The following is an 18045-nucleotide window of genomic DNA, read 5'->3' as shown; positions in this document are numbered from 1 at the left end:
AAGCCGGACCGGGGGAGGTGGGCAGGCGTTCGCTCAGCCGCGCCGGAGCCATCGTTCCCGGCGCGTGCACCCGCAATGACGTCCGTGAGAAAGAATTTCGACCGGTGGCCCGATATCCGTCCTAGCATGGGCGGGATACGACGAACCGGATGGCATGCCGTCCCGGCGGACGCGCGAGGCGAGGCTGTTTGAGCGATTTCAGAGGAGCCCGGGCCTCCAACACGGGCGACGACTATCACGAGCTCTGGGCGACGCGCCACGCGCTGCGCCTTCTCGACCCGCGCGATCCTCTGCAGGCGCTGGCGGTCGAAGGCCTGGCGCCGGTCGACGAGGCCAGCGCGCCGGCAGCGACCTGGGACGGGGTCGACTGCGCGCTCTACGAGAACGGCCGGGACGCCGGCGAAGCCGACCGGATCGTGCTGGAGCAGCTCAAGTATTCGGCCGCCAATCCCGATGCCAGCTGGACGGTCGCGCGTCTCTGCCAAGGTGACAAGCGTGAGGATACCGTTCTCAATCGGCTTGCCAGGGCGTGGTCGGGCATCCAGGCGCGGAGACCGAAGGGGCCGGTCGAGGTCGTACTGGTCACCAACCAGCGGATCTCACCGGCGTTGGAGACCGCCAGGGACGCCATCGCGACCGGCGGCATCGCGGTGCCGCGGGACCGTCCGCCCGGTGACGCGGCGGACACGGCCAAGTTCGCCCACGCCGCAGGCCTGAAGAAGGCCGACCTGCAGCGCTTCGCCGCCGCACTGCGCTTCGAGGGCGGTACCGGCTCGCGCTATGCGATCGAGGAGAAGCTGCTCGCGGACATGGCTGGATGGACTGATCTCGAACTCCTCCAGTCGGTCTCGGAGCTGCGCCGCTTCATCCGCAACCGCATGCGTCCGGAATTCTCAGGCGAGCTCATCACGAGGGAGTCCGTGCTCCTCGGTCTGGGCTTCTCGAACGTCGGCGCGCTCTTCCCCTGCCCTCCGGAGCTCAAGAGCATCGCCGCGCCGGTGGCGCGACGGAGCGTCGCGGAGGCCGCGGATCGACTGCTCGGCGGCTCGCAGCGCCTCTGCCTGCATGGCCCCGGCGGCATCGGCAAGACGACCGCGCTGCAGCAGATCGAGGCGGCGCTGCCCGCGAGGTCGGTGATGGTCACCTTCGACTGCTACGGCGGAGGCAGCTATCTCGATGCAGACGCGCTGCGTCATCGGCCCGTCGACGCCTTCCTGCAGCTCTCCAACGAACTCGCCGTCAGACTGAGGCTGCCGATCCTGCTCGGACGCCAGCAGGCGGCGGACCCGCCGCGCATGTTCGCGCACCGCCTGCGTCATGCGGCCCGGTCCCATGCGGCGGAACACCCCGATGCCCTGATCGTAATCGCGGTGGACGCGGCCGACAACTCCGTGACGGCGGCGGCGACGCGCAAGCCTCCCGAGACCAGCTTCGTGCAGGACTTCATCCGGCTGGGCGAGGTCCCTGAGAACGTGCGCCTCGTCGTCACCGCCCGGACCGGCCGGTTGCCCGAGATCGCGCTTCCGCCGGGCTACGAGACGCACGAGATACGGTCCTTCACCCGGGCCGAGACCGCCGAGCACGTCCAGCGGACGTGGCACGCGCCTACGGAGTGGCTGGACGGCTTCCATGAGCTCACGGGAGGCGTGCCCCGCGTACAGGCCTATGCGATGGACCTGGGCGACGATCCTCCCGAGACGGCGATCGATCGTCTGCTGCCGGGCGGCAGATCGCTCGACCAGGTGTTCCGGGAACAGTTCGAGCGGGCGCTCGCGAAGAGCGGCGATCCGTCGGATCTGACGAGATTCTGCGCAGGCCTGATCGCCCTGGCCCGGCCCGTTCCGCTCGGCGACCTGTCCGCCGTCCTCGACGTGCCCGTCCCGGTGCTCGCGGACATCTGCACCGACATGATGCCGGCGATCCGGGTGTCGAACGGTCGGGTGCGCTTCGCCGACGAGGACTTCGAGCACTTCGTGCGTGCGGAGGGCGCGGCCGTGATGACGGCGGTCACGCGAAGAGCCGCCGACTGGCTGCTCGCACGCAGCGCCGACGACGCCTATGCCGCGCAGCACGTCGCGGGCGCACTGGTCTCGGCGGGGCGCGGCATCGAACTGCTCGATCTCGTCGAGCGCGATCCGTCCCCGGCGATCGTGGCGGATCCGGTCCTGCGGCGCGAAGCCGAACTCACTCGGCTCCGGTTGGCGATCTCGGTCTGCCGTGAGGCGGGCGATGCGGCGCGCGCGCTGCGCTTCGTCCTGATCGGAGGGGAGGGGCTGAAGACCGAGAGGGCGCTGCGCGCCCTCCTCCGCGACAATCCGGACCTCGCCGTCCGGTTCGCCGCCGACACCGCGGGCCGTCTGATCCTCACGGATCCCCGGCAGATCGGATGGCACGGCGCATTCCTGCTGCACCGACAGGCGGTGCACGCCGCCGCCGACGACCGGATCTCGCTGCGCGAAGGAGGCCGCCTGATCGCGGCATGGATGTCGGCACGCCGCGACGCATCCGGCGAACGGCGCGGACATGAATGGCGTCTAGGGTTCGCCGACATCGCAGCCGGGATCGAGGCGAAGCTGCGATCGCGCGGCGCGGCAGCGGCTCTGAACGCCCTGGGAGCATGGCGGCCCAAGCGGATCCGGCTCGAGGTCGCAAGGCGCCTCGTGCCGCGCCTGCTCGCGGAGGGACGAGCCGATCTGCTGCAGGCGGTGCTGGATACGGGCATGCTCCAGCCGTGGCAGGAGCCGTTCCTCCTGGTCCCGATGGCGATGGCCGGCCAGCCGGCGGATGGCGACCGGCTCGCGGCCGGCCTCACCGCACTGCTGCGGCGCCGGCTCAGGCTCGGATCGGTCCTGCGGTCGCGAGCGTACGCGGCCACGGCTTCGTCCCTGGTGCTCGATGTCGTCATGTCGGCCATCGAGTTGCTCGCTAGGGAGAAGGTGGCCGCAGAACTGGTCGATGGACTTCTCGCCGATATGCTCGAGCCGGCCAATCGCAGCATCGCGATCCACGACCCTACGGATACGCGGCGGCTCGATCTGCTGTTCCGCGCGCATGCGCTGCAGGCGGCTCGCGACGGACGCGTCGCCGACGCCGCGACGATCTACGAGCCTCGTCCCGAAACCGCGGACAAGGAGGAACTACGCAGGCGCGCACGTGACGAAGGCGATTCCGACAGGAAGCTGAACGAAGTCACCGCGTCGATCTTCGGCATCTACGTCGCTCGGGCGGCGGCGCTGGTCGGGACGGCGGCGACCGACGACGACTCCGTGACGAAGCTGCTCGATCGTCATGCCCGGCGGCGCGAGGGGGAAGGCTGGCGCTTCACCGGAACCCGCGGCGTCGCGCCGATGTCCGCGACCGCGGCGCACTCGCTTCTGCTCCTGCTCGCAACCGATATCGACTGCCGGATGCTCGCTGAGACGGCGATCCGGGTGCACGGACGCTGGGGCAACGGCGATCTTTCGCCCGACGAGGCCTTCGCTGGCAGGCTGGCGCTGCAGCCGGCGCTGCATGCCGGGCTCGTCCAGGACGTGGACGCGTCGGTACGCTCGATCCGGGGCCGACGCATGGGAGCCGACGACAAGTCCAAGGCGCTGGTCGCATATGCCAGGATACTGCTCGCAGTCAGTCCCGATGATGCGAATGAGGTCTTCAACGACGCGGTGGCCGCCGCGAGCGAACTCGACCGCGAGATAGTGCCTCAGCTCCAACTGATCGCTTCGCTCCTGAAGCTCGGGCTGGAACAGGTCGGTGACCGTCGCTCCGCTGCGCGCGATCTGTCCGAAGTCATGGCGGACGCGGCGATGCGCCTCGAAGGTCATGAGGGGCTCCCCTGGAACGAGGTGATGGAGACGATCACCGCCCTTGACCTGCCGCTGGCGCTCGCGAACGCGGCGAAATGGGAGGACGCCGGTCTCGCGCGGTATGGCGAGACCCTGCCGGCGACGCTCAGGGCGGGCCTGCACCACGGTACGCTGCCGCCGGCGACCGCCATGGCGCTCGATCTGCTGCTGCACGGCGACAATGGGGTGACGGAGATCGCGCTGCCGGTCTGCAGTGAAGGCGGTTCGCCTCAGGGCGCTTTCCAGGAGGAGGCGGCCTGGGACAGTCTCATCCGACACGATCACCGCGAGGACGAGAAGCTCGTCGCACGGATCGCGAGCGCCGGGGGGGCGGGCCGATGGGCCAAGGCGCTGACCGATCGCCACGAATTCCTCTCCGGGCTGCCCGACGAAGCCCCGCTCTGGTCCGGCGCATCCGAAAGCCGGAGACCAGGGCGCGGGAAGACCGAACCGGCTCGGCCCACCTGGACCCGCGAAGCGCTGATCGACGGCGAGGCGCTCGACCTCGCCCTGACCGCGGCGTTGACCGAGGCGCGTGCGGCGGAGCGATACGTCTCCGCATCGGAGATCCTCGGCTGGGCAGCTGACGCGGTCGTCATGCGCGACCGCGTCGCCTTCCTCGACGCGGTCTCCACGACCAGGGTCGGGATCGGCGGCGAGATGATGGACGGGCTGCTCGCGCTGCTCGATTCCTGGACGTCGCCGGCGATCCGCAACTGGGCCGCGACCAGGCTTCCAGAAGTCATCGTCGCCCGCTTCCCCGAATTCGTCGGCCACATCGCCTATCGCGAGACCTCGCTTCCGCGCTCGCTCGAATGGACCCGTCTGCCATCCGCGCGCATCGTCGATCTGCTGCTGCGCGGAGTCGAGCTGCACGGCGACGCGTTGGGCGGAGAGCAGGTCTTCGCGCTCGCCGACCTGATCGCGGGCAGGCTCGAGGCGACGGCCGTGGCGGACGTCGGCGGCTGGTATGCCGCAAGGCTGGCCGGACGCGTCGCGTCGGAGGATCGTGATCAGATTTGGGATCCGACGCAGCTTCCCGCGACGGTGCCTGCTGCGGTCGGGCGATTCCTACATGCCTGTCTGGGCGACTACGACGTCCGCGTACGGTGGCGTGCCGTGTACGCGATCCGCAGGTTGGCTCGGCTCGCCGGAACCGAGACGCTCGAAGCGCTGGTCGGCGAGTACGGTCGGCGGGAGGAGACGGTCTTTCGTTCGCCGGACCTGGAATTCTACTGGATCGCGGCGAGGCTCTACTTCGCCGTCGCCTGGGACCGCATCGCGAGTGAGATGCCCGAGGTGGGCGCCATGGCGGGCACGACGCTGCTGGAGATAGCGCGGGATGCGAGCTTCCCGCACGTGCTCCTGCGCTCCTTCGCACGCGATGCATGTCTCAAGCTCGTGAACGCAGGTCGATTGCCGCTGAGCGGGACCGAGCTCGATCAGCTGAAGCTGGTCGGACGCTCGAAGCTGCCGGCGGAACCGGAAGTCGACGAGCAGGTCCGCGGTCCCGCGCCCCGTCACGACGACGAGGGCCGGCGCTTCCGGTTCGATACGATGGACACGATACCGTACTGGTACGTGCCCATGCTGCGCGCCTTCGCTAGGGTGTCGCTCGAACAGCTGCTCCGGACCGCCGAAGGATGGATCCTCGATCGCTGGGGCTATCCCGGCGACATCCGCGCCTTCGACGCCGAACGGCGGCGGGACAGGTTCCGCAATCAGGAATGGTCTCTGACGTCGAACCGGCACGGCTCAAACCCGACCCTCGAGCGCCTCAACACCCATCTCGAATGGCACGCCCTATGGTGTGCGACCGGCGAGCTCATGGAGACGGAGCCGCTCGCGGTGCAGGAGCGGGGAGACTGGGACGACATGGAGGCGCGCATCGCGCGGGAGATGCTGACCGAGCCGCCCCTGTGGTCGGCCGATCTGCGCGATCCCACGCCGCTCCGCCCCGACTTCTGGACACCGCCCGCCGCGCCCCTGGCCGAATGGGCGGACGCCGTACGCGAGGACCGGATGCGGTCGGAGCTCGCCGTCTCGGATCGGCCAGGATATCTGATCGTCGGGGGCGGCTGGCGGTCGCGATCCTCAGATCGCGTCGAAACGGTCTCCTTCTCGAGTGCCATGGTCCATCACGAAGCGGCGCCGGCGCTGCTGCGCGCGCTCCAGTCGATGGAGTCGGCCTTCCTCTACAAGCTGCCCTATGAGGGGGAGCGCGAATTCGAGCAGGGCGAAGCACCTTACCGATTGCTCGGTTGGCTGCGCAGCTGTTCTTCGGACGGCGGCATCGATGCGCAGGATCCCCTGCGTGGCGCCACCGATCTGGTCGATCTGCGGCCGGGCGCGCGGGTGCGCGAGGCCTGCGGGCTCCAGCGCGGTCCGGCGGGCGCGTTCTCGTGGTCGGCGACGAACAGGCCGCCGATGTTCCTGTACGAGAGCTGGGGCGACCGCGACATCGACGAGGAGCGGCATTCGACGGACTTCAAGGTGTCGGGCCGTCGCCTGCTGGTCGAGCGAGGACAGTTGCAGGAGTTCCTCGGGCGCGAAGCGCTCGAGCTGGTGATCGAAGTGGAGATTCGACGTGAAGGACGTGACGATCAACGAAGCCATGACGCGCAAGAGAAGACGCCCCGGGAAGCGTATGATCGACTCTACCGCCTCGACGGAACGGGCGGGCTCCACACGGCCGAAGGACGTGTTGGAGCTTGGACGGGCGATCGTTGACCAGCTCGGGATCGATCATCGCGGCGAGACCATCGACCGATGGATGGCACACCATCTCGCCGAACTGATCGACGCCGTCGAGACCGGCGAGGGACAGGCGAAGCAGGCGGCGGAGGACCGTGCGGTCGAACTCATCCTCAAGCTCTGGACGAACCGCCGCGCCCTACCGGGGACCGTGGACCCGATGAGCGGGTATCGCGATGCGACGAAGGTGCTCTCGGCAATGCTCCCATCGGGCGATCCGTGGCGCCGCTTCCAGCGGGGGAACGCCACCGAGAAGCTTCTCCACGAAATGTTCGGCGCGATGTCGCAGCTGGTGATGAGCGGTCTGCTGCTCACGCACGCTCTCGAGCTGCGCGGCATCCTGGATGCCGAATGGGACGCGCTCTCGGAACAGGAGAGGTTCCTGGTCCAGATCCTCAACACGTGGCACGAATTCTTCGTGAAGCCGGCACCGGACAAGCTCGAGCTGGAAGGCCTCTATCGCCTCCTGATCGAAGGCGAAGCCGAGGAGGGGGAGGGAGAAGACGAGTCGACCGCAGAGAACGACGAGGACAAGCGCGACCCGGACGAGATCGACCGGGCTGCGATCCTGTCCCACGTCGAAACCTTCCAGGCGCGGCTCGACGAACTGATCAAGCGGTGGCGCGAGACGCCGGCGAAAGGCGGGCAAGCCGAGGACGAGATCGGGGACGAGGACTGACGGTACCGCCTCGTCCGGTACGGAGACGATCGTCGGGTGCTGTGGATCCGAGCAAGGTCGCCGACGCGTACGACGCTGATGGGTATCGAGGCGTCGCCCACGTCCGATGGGCGCGGCATCGGACGAGGCACGGTCGAGCCGAGCGATCGGAACCGGTGACGAACGACGCGCCCCGGCCCCGGATCCCCGCGAAGCGGGAACCGCCCCGGGAGCTTGCCCGACCTGTTCGGCCGCAGGATCGCGATGGAGCGCTTCTCTTCGGGAAGGGATTCGAAACGCCCTTCCGAACGTCGACTTGACAAGGTAGTCATAAGTAGGTTTCTTCGTCGGGCGCCGCAGGTTTGGCGATCAGACCACCGGGGGGGCGATCGCCGACTCCTCCGACGTCCTAGCTGCGAATTCCGAAACCTGCGAAGACCGAAAGGCTGGCGCCGCATGAGGATCTCCGCTTCCGTCCGTCGCTCCACCAGGCATTTATTGCTCGCCTGTGCCGCGATCCCGTTCGCCCCGATGGCGTCGGCGCAACCGGCGTCGTCGCCCGAACGGCGTGCCGAAGCATTGGCATCGAAGATGACGCTGGAGGAGAAGGCCAGCCTGCTGATCAGCACTTCACCCGCGATCCCCAGACTGGACATCGCCGACTATTAGTGGTGGAACGAAGCCCTGCACGGTGTCGATACCGATCCACGATCGACGAACTATCCATCGCCCATCGGTCTCGCCGCCACCTTCGACACGGATCTGCTCAATCGGGTCGCAGCGACGATAACCGCGGAGGCCGTAGAGAACAGCGATCGCAGCATCCGCACGGGGCACGCTCTGGACAAGGGCGCGGGTCGCGACATCTGGTCGCCCAACATCAACATCCTCCGCGACCCGCGATGGGGCCGCGGTCTCGAGACCTATGGGGAGGACCCGTTCCTGACCGCGCGGATGGGGGTGGCCTACGTCACCGGCATCCAGGGTCCTGATCCGGACGCGCCGATCAACATCGCGACGCCCAAGCACTTCGCGGTGCACAGCGGACCCGAGCCGACCCGTCACGTCGCCGACGTGAAGGTCTCGTTGCACGATCTGCGCGACACCTATCTGCCGGCCTTCCGCGCGGCGGTCGTGGAGGGCAAGGCCGGAGCGGTCATGTGCTCGTACAACGAAGTGAACGGACAACCGGCCTGCGCCAACGACTTCCTGTTCAAGACGACGCTGCGCGGGGCCTGGGACTTCAAGGGCCAGATCGTTTCGGACTGCGAAGCCGTCTCGAACATATGGGAGACGCACAGATACGCGAAGGACGCACCGGGTGCGTACGCCGCGGCGGTGCACGCCGGGCTCGACATGATCTGCACCGCGGACGGCTTCTTCGATCCGAAGTCGTTCGGGGCGTCCGACAACATCGTACGAGCCGTCAGGACCGGTCAGCTCTCCGTAGCCGATCTCGATCGCGCGGTGGTCAAGACGTTGGCGGTGCGCATCCGGACGGGCGGCTTCGATCGCGCCGCCGCTGCGCCATCGGCCAGGTCGGTCGTCAATACGCCCGAGCATCGCGCACTCGCCCTGAAGGCGGCGGAGGAATCCCTGATCCTCCTCAAGAACGACGGACTCCTCCCCCTGCGCCGGACGCAGCTGAAGGTCGCCGTGGTGGGCCCGCTCGCCGATTCCCGTCACGGTCTTCGGGGCAACTACAACAGCCGCGAAACCTCGACGCTGCCGTCGATCTTCGACGGGATCAGGGAGGCGCTGCCCGGAGCCGACGTGAGGCTGGTGGCTGCGGGCGCATCCCTGACCGACGGTGACGTCGTGCCGGCGTCCGCGCTCCAGAACGAGAACGGCGGACCGGGAGTGACGGTTCGCTACTTCGCATCGTTGGCACCCTCCGCGCCAGCACCGAAATCACTGACCGACAAGATCACCCGGTTCATGACGGCTGGTTTCGCTGCGGAACCGCTGTCGACGGAGACGCTGCCGCTCGTCAATTTCGAAACGCCGACGCCAGGGCCGCTTCCGAACGGGGGCAGGATCGTCGCGACCGGCTATCTCGTTCCCCCGGAGTCCGGAACATACCGTCTCGGCGTGCTGGGCGGAGGCAACGAGCTGCGGTTCGACGGAAAGCCCTTCGTGACGTCGCCGCTCACGAACGACCTTCTGGTCCGGCCGGTCCTCGGGACGATCAAGCTCGAAGCCAACAAGCGCTATCCGATCTCGATGTCGATCCTCTCACCGGGAATACGGTTCGGCCAGCTCGTCTGGCAGAGGGTATCGCCGACGCCGGATGCGGACCTGGCCGCGGCGGCACGCGATGCCGATGTCGTGATCGCGGTGGTCGGCATCGACCCCACTCTCGAGACCGAGGAGGCGACCCAGGATCTCCCCGGCTTCAAGGGCGGGGACCGGACCTCGCTGGATCTGCCGGCCGATCAGATCAGACTGCTCGCAGTGGCGAAGGCCACCGGAAAGCCCTTGGTCGTCGTCAATTCGAGCGGAAGCGCGATCAATCTCGAATGGGCGAAGCGGAATGCGACCGCGATCCTGCAGGTCTTCTACCCAGGCGAAGCCGGAGGTGCGGCCGTGGGGCGGGTCGTCGCGGGACTGGCGAATCCGGCCGGTCGTCTGCCGGTTACGTTCTATCGGGACGTGAGTCAGTTGCCGCCGTTCGACGACTACGCGATGAAGGGAAGGACCTACCGCTACTTCAGGGGCGTGCCCGTATTCCCGTTCGGGTACGGCCTCAGCTACACCAGCTTCGCCTATGGTCCCGTGACCGTCCGGCGGAGCGGCGCCTCCGCTGCGGACGGCGTAGTGGTCGAAACGGACCTGACCAACACGGGAGCCCGCAGTGGAGACGAGGTCGCGCAGCTGTACCTCGACTTCCCCAAGGCGCCCGGCGTTCCGGACATCGCGCTGCGAGGGTTCCAGCGCGTCACGCTCGCAGCCGGAGAGACCCGCAGGCTGCGCTTCAGTCTTACGCCGCGCGATCTCAGTTCGGTGTCGCCCGAGGGGGCCATCCGCGTCCTGCGGGGCGCATATTCGTTTCATGTGGGCGGCGGCCTTCCCAACAGCGGCCTGCCATCGGCGAACGCCTCGATCGCGGTAGACGAGACGATCCCACTGCCGGATTGACCGTCGGCCGGTCTATCCGGTGGAACGTCGCCCGTCCTCGGCAAGGCGGATCCGGGTCGGGGGAACCCGACCAACGACTCGGACGTCCGCGACCGCGCCGTGACGGCAGGACGTCGCGCCCAATGGAAGGCGGCGGAGCCGGAGCCAGAAAGCGAAGGACGCCAAGCGATCGTCCTCCAGTAGGACGTCCATGACTGCTACGGGCTGGTCGACGTACCCGGACGTCCCGCCTAGCGCGCCGGGTCGCCAGCCACCGACCAGCCGAGGCCCAGCGCCTTGTTCACGGCGATGTAGCTGAGCGTGAGCTGCGCCCGGGCCTGTTCGGCCGCGATCGAGGCCGACAGGCGTTGGCGTTCGATATCGAGCTGGTCGCTCGTCGAGCTCGTCCCCGCTCGGACACGCTGGGCGTTGAGCGCCGCCGACCGCATGGCCGTCGCCTCGACGCGACCCAGTTGGCCGAGCTGCGCGCGCGTGCTGCCGAAGCGGGAGAGCGCGTTCTCGGCATCCTGCAACGCTGACAGCACCGTTCGGCGATAGGTCGCCTCGACGCCATCACGGTCCGCCTTCGACGCGTTGGTCGCGGCGCGGTTCCTGCCGAAATCGAGGAACGACCAGCTCAGCGACGGCGCGAGCAGGGTGGTCAGGTTGCCGGTGTCGAACACGTCCCCCGGGCTGGTCCCGCCGAGCCCGAGAATGCCGAGGAAGCGGATACCGGGAAGTTCCTTCGCCTTGCTCACGCCGACTGCGGCGGTGCTCGCCGCAAGCTGGCGCTCGGCCGAACGGATGTCGGGTCTGTTGGCGATCAGCGACGCCGGATCGCCGATCGCGACCCGTGCCGGCGGCAGTGGAACGGCCACTACCGTGGTGAGCGTCGCATCGAGTGCGCCGGGCGTGCGGCCGGTGAGCACCGCCAGCTGGTTCAGATACTCGTCGCGCTGGCTGCCGAGCGGGATCGCGTCGGCCTGCGTGCTCTCCAACTGGCTGCGCAACCGGTCGACGTCGAGGAGCGAGGCGGTGCCGCCTGCGTAACGCTGCTGCGCCAACGCGACCTGGCGTTCCTGCAAGGCGGTCGATGCGGCGTTGAGGCGGATGCGCGCCTGCACATCGCGCAGATTGACATAGGCCTGGGCGACCTGCGCCGACAGCGAGACCTGCGCGTCGGCCAGATCGGCGTTGCGGGCATCGATGGTGGCGCGGGACTGTTCGACGCGGCGCCGGGTTCCGCCGAACAGATCGAGTTCCCACGACGCGTTGAGGCCGAGATTGTAGAAATCGAGACTGCTCGATCCGCCGGACGTGGTCGTGTCCGAACCGCTGCTGTCCGTCGCGGCGTTCTGGCCGATGCCGACGCCGGGAAGTTCGGCGTGAATATAGGTCGCGTTCGCGCTGACGCTGGGCAATTGCGACGCACGTTGCTGGGTCAGTTGCGCCAGTGCGGATCGGATCCGTGCCGTCGCCTCGTCGATCGAGGGACTGTGCGCGAGCGCATCGTCGACCAGCCTGGTCAGGGTCGGATCGCCGAGCGTCTCCCACCAGCGTGCGAGGCCCGGCGCTGCGACCAAGGCCGTATCCCGCGCCCGGACGAAGGTCCCGCGCGTCGCCGCATCCGCCGCGATCGCGGGGGGCGCCTTGTAGTCGGGGCCGACCGTGCAGCCTGTGAGTGCGGCCGTCGCAAGGAGAGCAGGGGAGAATCGCATCAATGCACCATCGCCGGTTCGGCGTCCTTTGGCAGCGGCTTCAGGAACAGCACCAACGGCAACACGGCCAGCGTCCCGACGCCCATTATCCAGAAGATATCGTTGTACGTCATCACCAGCGCCTGCCCCTGGATCTGCTGGCTCACGACCCTCAGCGCGGTCGGCACGCCGCCGAACTGACGTGACAAGTCGTCGACGGAAGCCTGTACCGCGACGCCGTTGGCGTTCAGCGATTCCTCAATCCGACGGGAATGCAGCCACGCCCGTTGCTCCTGTAGGATCGAGATGCCGGCAAGCGCGAAGCTGCCGCCGAGGTTGCGCATCGCGTTGAACAGTCCGGACGCGTCGCCGGCATCGTCGGGCGGTACCGATCGCACCACGGCCTGACTGAGGAACAGCATGCCGAGGATCTGGCCGACGCCGCGCATCAACTGGCTGACCGTGAAGTCGCCGCCGGCCGAGGCCTGGGTCAGGTTCGCATCCATCAGCGCGGAGATGCCCATGATCGCGAGCCCGGCGGCAACCGCCAGGCGAATGTCGACCCGCCGCAGCATCAGCGGAACGATCGCCATCATGAACAGGCTCGGCACGCCCGACAGCAGCACGACCTTGCCCGACTGGAGCGCGTTGTAATCGGCGATCGAAGACAGGAATTGCGGGATGGCGTAGGCGGTGCCGTACAGCACCACGCCGAGCACGACGCCCATCAGCGCGACTGACCCGAACTGCCGATCGAGCAGCAGCTTCAGCTTGATGATCGGGCGTTTGGCCGTCGCCTGTCCCCAGAACAGCAGCGCGAAACCGACCAGCATCGTCGCGAACATCATGCGGATCAGGTTCGAATCGAACCATTGCTCACGCTGGCCGTCCTCGAGGAACACGGTGAGGCCGCCCAGACCGAGCGCCAGGCCTGCGATGCCCTTCCAGTCCGCCTGTCCGAACAGATGCAGCTTGGGCTTCTCGTGCGGCAGGCCGAGCAGGAGGAGGGTGACGAGCACCGCACAGATCGGCACGTTGATGAAGAACGCATAATGCCAGCTGACGTTCTCGGTCAGCCAGCCGCCGATCAGCGGCCCCAGAACCGGCCCCAGGATCGCGGTCGCGCCGAATGCGGCGATGCCGACCGGCTGTTGCGCGCGCGGCAGGCGCTGGGCGATGATGACCTGCGCGGTCGGGATCATCGCGCCGCCGGTGAATCCCTGTCCGACCCGTCCGAACACCATCATGCCGAGCGTCGTCGACACCCCGCAGATCACCGAGAAGGCCGTGAACAGGCCCGCCGCGATCAGCAGGAAGGTGCGCAGGCCGAGCATCCGCTCCAGCCACGCGGCCATCGGGATGATGATGATCTCCGACACCAGATATGCGGTGGCGATCCATGTACCCTCGGTACCGCTCGCGCCGATCTCACCCTGGATCGTCGGCAGCGACGAATTGACGATCGAGATGTCGAGCGTCGCCATGAACGCGCCGAGCGTACCCGCCGCGACCGCGAGCCACGCCGATGCGTCCGCCCGTTCGCTCGACCGCGACGCCGCACCTGTTGCAGGAGATACGGCGCTGGCCATGTCAGCGGCCCTCGCGGTCGAGGTGCTTCTGCTGGTCACGGATACGGTCGAGTTCGTCCTTGGCACCGATCGTATCGACCGTCACGACGACCGACAAGCCGGGCACGAGCAGGCGTCGTGCCGCAGGCGTCGCCTCGAGCGAGATGCGCACCGGAACGCGCTGAGTGATCTTGGTGAAGTTGCCCGTCGCGTTCTGTGGCGGCAGCAGCGAGAACTGCGCGCCGGTGCCCGGCGAGACGCTCTCCACGCGGCCCTTCAGCTCGATTCCGTCGAGTGCGTCGACGTCGATCGACACCGGCTGACCCGGCCTCATCAGCGCAAGCTGGGTCTCCTTGAAATTGGCCGTGACATACATCCGGTCGAGCGGCACGATCGACATCAGCCGCGTTCCGGCCTGGACATATTGCCCGACCGTGACGGTCTTGTCGCCGATCCGGCCGGCCGTGGCAGCGCGGATCAGCGTCGCACCGACATCGACGTTGGCGGAGGCGAGTTGCGCGCGTGCCGCCTGTCCCTGCGCCGCGCCCTGGCGGACCTGCGACTGGAACGAGGCGATGCGGCGCTGTTGCATCGTCAGCGCCGCGGCCTGCGACCGAACGTCCTCCGCGGACTGCCGCGCCGCCGCTTCCAGTTGCGCCAATTGCTGCCTGGTCTCGGCACCGGAGGCCGCGAGCGGACGATAGCGCGCGACTTCGCCCGCGTCATACGTGGCCTTCGCGCGGGCGGCGGCTAGTTGCGCGCGCGCCTGTTCGATCGTCGCATATTGTTCCTGGATCTGGGCGCGTGCGTTGTCCGCCTGTGCCGCGGCGACGGCGATCTGCGCGTTGGCCTGTGCCGCCTGCGCCTGTGAATCGCGGGGGTCGATCCGCGCGAGCGGCTGCCCTGCGCGGACGTCCTGATGGTCGCGGACCAGCACGTCGGCGACATACCCCGCGACCCGTGGAGATACCGTCACCATGTCCGCCGCGACCTGCGCGTCGTTGGTTTCCTGCAGGTACTTGCCGCGCGTCTCGTGGCGGACGTACCAGACGACGACAGCGGCGACGGCTGCCAGCGCCAGCACGATCAGGATGATCTTCGCGCGCGGACTCAGCTTCTTCTTCGCTCCGTCGTCGTCCTGGCGTTCGACGTCGTCGGCAGCGTCGGGCCCGTCCTGCACGCGATGCGCTTCATCATCTGGGGTCACGGTTCGCCTCGTAGCTGGTCTGGCCATCGGGCCCCGAAGGTCCGGGGTAGGCGGCCCCATAGATCACAAGCGACTTCCGGACAAGGTGTCCGGTTCTATCTCTTGAGGGCGAGCATTCCATCGAGCACGAGGTCGAGCGCTTCGTCCAACTTGCCATGCCCCGCGACATTCTCATGAAGGTCGTAGAACAGGCTGCTCACCATGCGGAGCGCGAGGCTGAGCTTTGCTCCATCGATGTCGCTCCGCAGATCGCCATTGGCCCGTGCTCGCTCGGCGAGCGGGTCCAGTACCCGGGCGAACCGTTCGCCCAACGCCTCGAACGCCGCCATGTTCTCGGTATCGGCGACGAGCTGCGCCGCGATCCGTGCGAACAAGGCCGTGCCGCGCGAACTGATCAGGGCGAGATCGATCATCGACTGTCGCAGATCCTGCTGGCGCTCCACGATGGCCGCGAGCCGGTCGATCTCAGTGTCGAAGATCGCCAGCGCGAGCGCCTCCCGGTCCTTGAAGTTGCGATACAGCGTGCCGCGGCCGACGCCCGCACGCGCCGCCACTTCCTCCAGTGGTACGTTGTAGCCGTACTCGGCGAAGCTCTCGGCGGCCGCTGCGATCAAGGCATCGCGTCTCAGCTTCGCGTCACGCCGCATCGAAAGCATGTGCCTGACCTGGAGTGGTCCGATCCTTCGCGGGTATCTTCAAGAAAACCTCCTTCATCTCAGCCTACCCGAACACCCGGCACCGACGCCGCGCCGGTCGTAGCGTCGGACCGCCGAGGCTTCCATAGACGTGACCCCCCGCTCTACGGCAGCGGCCAGGATCCAGAAGGACGCTTCGCCCGAAACGGCCACGGACGTCAGCACCTCGAGTGACGGATCCGGGCGATCCATTTCTCCTGGAACGGCGCGTCCTCGTCCACCGACGTCGTACGGACGAGCGAGCCTGGAACCATCAGCCTAACCGCCGGGGCCGTGCGGCGCAGCCCCGGGGCGACTCGACCTCGACTATGCGCAGCCGAGCGCAGGCGACAGATCCGTGAACGCGCGACGGTCCAGGCGCGGAAAGAAACCGAGCCGAGTACGCAGTTCGACGTCCTCGAGGGGAACACGCGCATCGCAGAGGTCGAGGGTGCGGGGAGCCGTCGTGTCCATGATGAACGCCGACATCCGTCCATCGGCGGTGGCGACGACCTTCCAATACCCCGATGGGACGCGGTGCCGCTCATCGGCGCGGGGCAGCGGCAGCATGACGCGCTCGAACAGGGGGCCGGTGACCACGTACACGGCGATGTTCTCCCGCTTGGCCAGATCGTTCTCGCGAGCCTCGAGCCGCTGCCAGGCGGCCTGGTTCAGTCCCGCACCCTGAGGCGTTATGTTGGAGAGCACGTTGGTGTCCTTGGCGAAGGGCGTGCCGGAGAACGCCGCCAAAGGGGCCTGATGACCGCGGTCGATGCCCAGCGCCTTTGGCGCCTCGTCGTAGTCGTCCGGTTCGAGCGTCTCTTCGGGATCGATCCAGGGGTCGGCGGTCCACTTCCGCACGCCTGAGGGGCCTATCGAATCCGGCGTGACCCGGTAGGCGACCCAATCGGCCATCTTCGTGAGGTCGTTGGAGGCTAGGGTATAGATCTCGCGTACCACGATGTCGTCGATGCCGGCCGCCCCGATTGGGCATCCGTGCAGACAGTGGAAGGTATGCAGCTCGGCCTCGGTCCTGGCCGCCGCGGCTGTCGGGAGGAGGGTGACGACGAGCACGGCCGCCACCTTCCATGCCGACCTCGCCAGCGACGCCGACGGCGGAGACGATCGCGATGGCCGCCGCCTCCTCCGCCGAAACGTTTCCGATCCATCATGCATTCCGCACGCTACCGCACCCTTGCCCGAGGCGGCAATCCCGATGCCGTCCGACACTGCGGTCATCGCGCAGGCGATGATCTCGCCGGGCTACCTAGCGGCCGTCGAGCCTACGCAGGACCAGCAGCGGAACGTACCCTACGACTCCGGGCACGGAGGCCAGCACCATCGGCTCGACGAAGCCCAGGACCGCGAACGGCATCGTGAGGATCACCAGCCCACGCCAACGTTCGAACCACTTCTCTGCGATGTCTCGCCACTGCGTCATGTACATGCTGCCCCCTGAACCACTCGTGTAACACGAATAGCAGCAACTCATGGGCGCAGCCATCTAAAAATCGTAAACAATATTCGAACTATACGTTAGAAGCAAGGCGTTAACAAGTATCTAAACGGATTGGTTAACAAACTGATAAGGAAACTACTGTGTCCAGGCTCGACAAGGCGGACTGCTATGCTCGCGATGACGAACAGAAGAGGAGATGGAGCCTGGCCGCTTCCGCCCTGATCAAATCCAGACTGGTGCTGGCGCGCATGAGCTATCGCGACCTTCAGCATGCACTCGCCGACATGGGGTACGTCCAGCACGCGAACACGATCGCCACTAAGCTGAGCCGCGGAGGTTATTCGGCGGCGTTCTTCCTCATGTGCCTGCGCGCTACGGGCACCACCTCCATCGACCTGCCGCGCGAATAGGAGGATGCACGCTGCTGCTGCGCGCGACCGCGGGAGATGCGGCGGCGTGCGTCCCCGGTCGCCGATAGGATGAAGCGGGTCGCGATGATGCTCCGGGCGCATGCCGGCGACGGCCGCGTTCGATGGCATATCACGATGCCACGTTCGACGATCGGTGACCGCCTTCGTCGAGCGCCGCCCGTCGATCGCCTCGGGTCGTCCGTCGGGCAGGACACCCGTCCGATCCTCGCGACGGAACCTGCCGGCGAGGCGGGGCGGTGACGCGGCAATCCCATCCTCGAGCCGTTCCAAGGCCCGATCGCACCACCTCAGGCCGGCTTCTGCCCATCGGTACCGATGAACGTTCGGGACCGATTGGTGGCGGAGCCGACCACGCGGGCCGTCCTCACACCGACGAGGCGGGATACCGCCTTCCAGTGGTCACCATCCACACGTCCCAGCCTGCAGGGGGCGTCGGACGGAGGTCCGCCCTCCTTACGGATCAGCCTTGGACATCGCTCAAGCGGCATTCGGCGGGGACACGCGCCGGGGTCGCATCTCCACGGTCCAACGCGAAGCGCACGGATGCGTCGATCGCGTCCGGTTCAGCGATCATCGCGGATGAGCCCAAAACGCCTCGGACGACGCGCCTTCCATGACCCTGCGGACACCGGGCCGAC

Annotated in this window: 10 protein-coding genes; 4 read left to right on the top strand and 6 right to left on the bottom strand. The window is 67.7% G+C overall.

The features are described 5' to 3' along the window. Nucleotides 1-149 precede the first annotated feature (149 nt). The 3 genes from J3A66_RS10520 to J3A66_RS10515 all read left to right on the top strand — a co-directional run bounded on the left by J3A66_RS10520 (nucleotide 150) and on the right by J3A66_RS10515 (nucleotide 10392). Nucleotides 150-6572: a hypothetical protein gene (locus J3A66_RS10520; protein WP_209568777.1), complete on the top strand. Its 6423-nt coding sequence runs from the start codon at nucleotides 150-152 to the stop codon at nucleotides 6570-6572. A 1138-nt stretch (nucleotides 6573-7710) separates the two neighbouring features. Then, nucleotides 7711-7923 (top strand): hypothetical protein, encoded by a 213-nt coding sequence (locus J3A66_RS19260; protein ID WP_245336792.1) that lies wholly within the window; start codon nucleotides 7711-7713, stop codon nucleotides 7921-7923. 15 nt (nucleotides 7924-7938) lie between these two features. After that, entirely contained in the window at nucleotides 7939-10392 is a 2454-nt protein-coding gene (locus tag J3A66_RS10515; protein WP_245337026.1) for a glycoside hydrolase family 3 C-terminal domain-containing protein, read from the top strand. A 230-nt stretch (nucleotides 10393-10622) separates the two neighbouring features. On the opposite strand, the gene J3A66_RS10510 is transcribed toward J3A66_RS10515, so the two are convergent. The 6 genes from J3A66_RS10510 to J3A66_RS10485 all read right to left on the bottom strand — a co-directional run bounded on the left by J3A66_RS10510 (nucleotide 10623) and on the right by J3A66_RS10485 (nucleotide 16958). Then, complete coding sequence (locus tag J3A66_RS10510) at nucleotides 10623-12089, bottom strand: efflux transporter outer membrane subunit (RefSeq protein WP_209568775.1); 1467 nt, start codon at nucleotides 12087-12089, stop codon at nucleotides 10623-10625. Then, the gene (locus J3A66_RS10505) at nucleotides 12089-13657 is read right to left on the bottom strand and encodes an MDR family MFS transporter (protein ID WP_209568772.1); all 1569 of its coding nucleotides are present in this window, start codon (nucleotides 13655-13657) and stop codon (nucleotides 12089-12091) included. Before J3A66_RS10505 ends, J3A66_RS10510 begins: the two co-directional genes overlap by 1 nt. A gap of 1 nt (nucleotide 13658) precedes the next feature. Then, on the bottom strand, nucleotides 13659-14750 hold the full coding sequence (locus J3A66_RS10500) for an HlyD family secretion protein (RefSeq protein WP_245337025.1): 1092 nt from the start codon (nucleotides 14748-14750) through the stop codon (nucleotides 13659-13661). A gap of 188 nt (nucleotides 14751-14938) precedes the next feature. Beyond that, nucleotides 14939-15499 carry a TetR/AcrR family transcriptional regulator gene (locus J3A66_RS10495; protein ID WP_209568768.1) on the bottom strand — a complete coding sequence of 187 codons (561 nt, stop codon included), beginning with the start codon at nucleotides 15497-15499 and terminating at the stop codon, nucleotides 14939-14941. Between the two features lie 345 nt (nucleotides 15500-15844). Continuing rightward, a complete protein-coding gene (locus J3A66_RS10490; protein ID WP_209568766.1) occupies nucleotides 15845-16591 on the bottom strand; it encodes a DNA/RNA non-specific endonuclease in 747 nt (248 codons plus the stop codon). Between the two features lie 193 nt (nucleotides 16592-16784). Next, nucleotides 16785-16958, bottom strand: a complete 174-nt coding sequence (locus J3A66_RS10485; protein WP_209568764.1) for a hypothetical protein — start codon at nucleotides 16956-16958, stop codon at nucleotides 16785-16787. A gap of 158 nt (nucleotides 16959-17116) precedes the next feature. Between J3A66_RS10485 and J3A66_RS19255 the strand changes: the two genes are divergently transcribed. Continuing rightward, on the top strand, nucleotides 17117-17386 hold the full coding sequence (locus tag J3A66_RS19255; protein ID WP_209568762.1) for a DUF6471 domain-containing protein: 270 nt from the start codon (nucleotides 17117-17119) through the stop codon (nucleotides 17384-17386). Nucleotides 17387-18045 lie beyond the last annotated feature (659 nt).

This window comes from Sphingomonas sp. PvP018 (genome assembly GCF_017876865.1).
GTDB classification, from domain to species: Bacteria; Pseudomonadota; Alphaproteobacteria; order Sphingomonadales; family Sphingomonadaceae; genus Sphingomonas; species Sphingomonas aerolata.
Note: the sequence above shows the minus strand (reverse complement) of the source record. Positions and strands in the feature narration are given on the sequence as shown.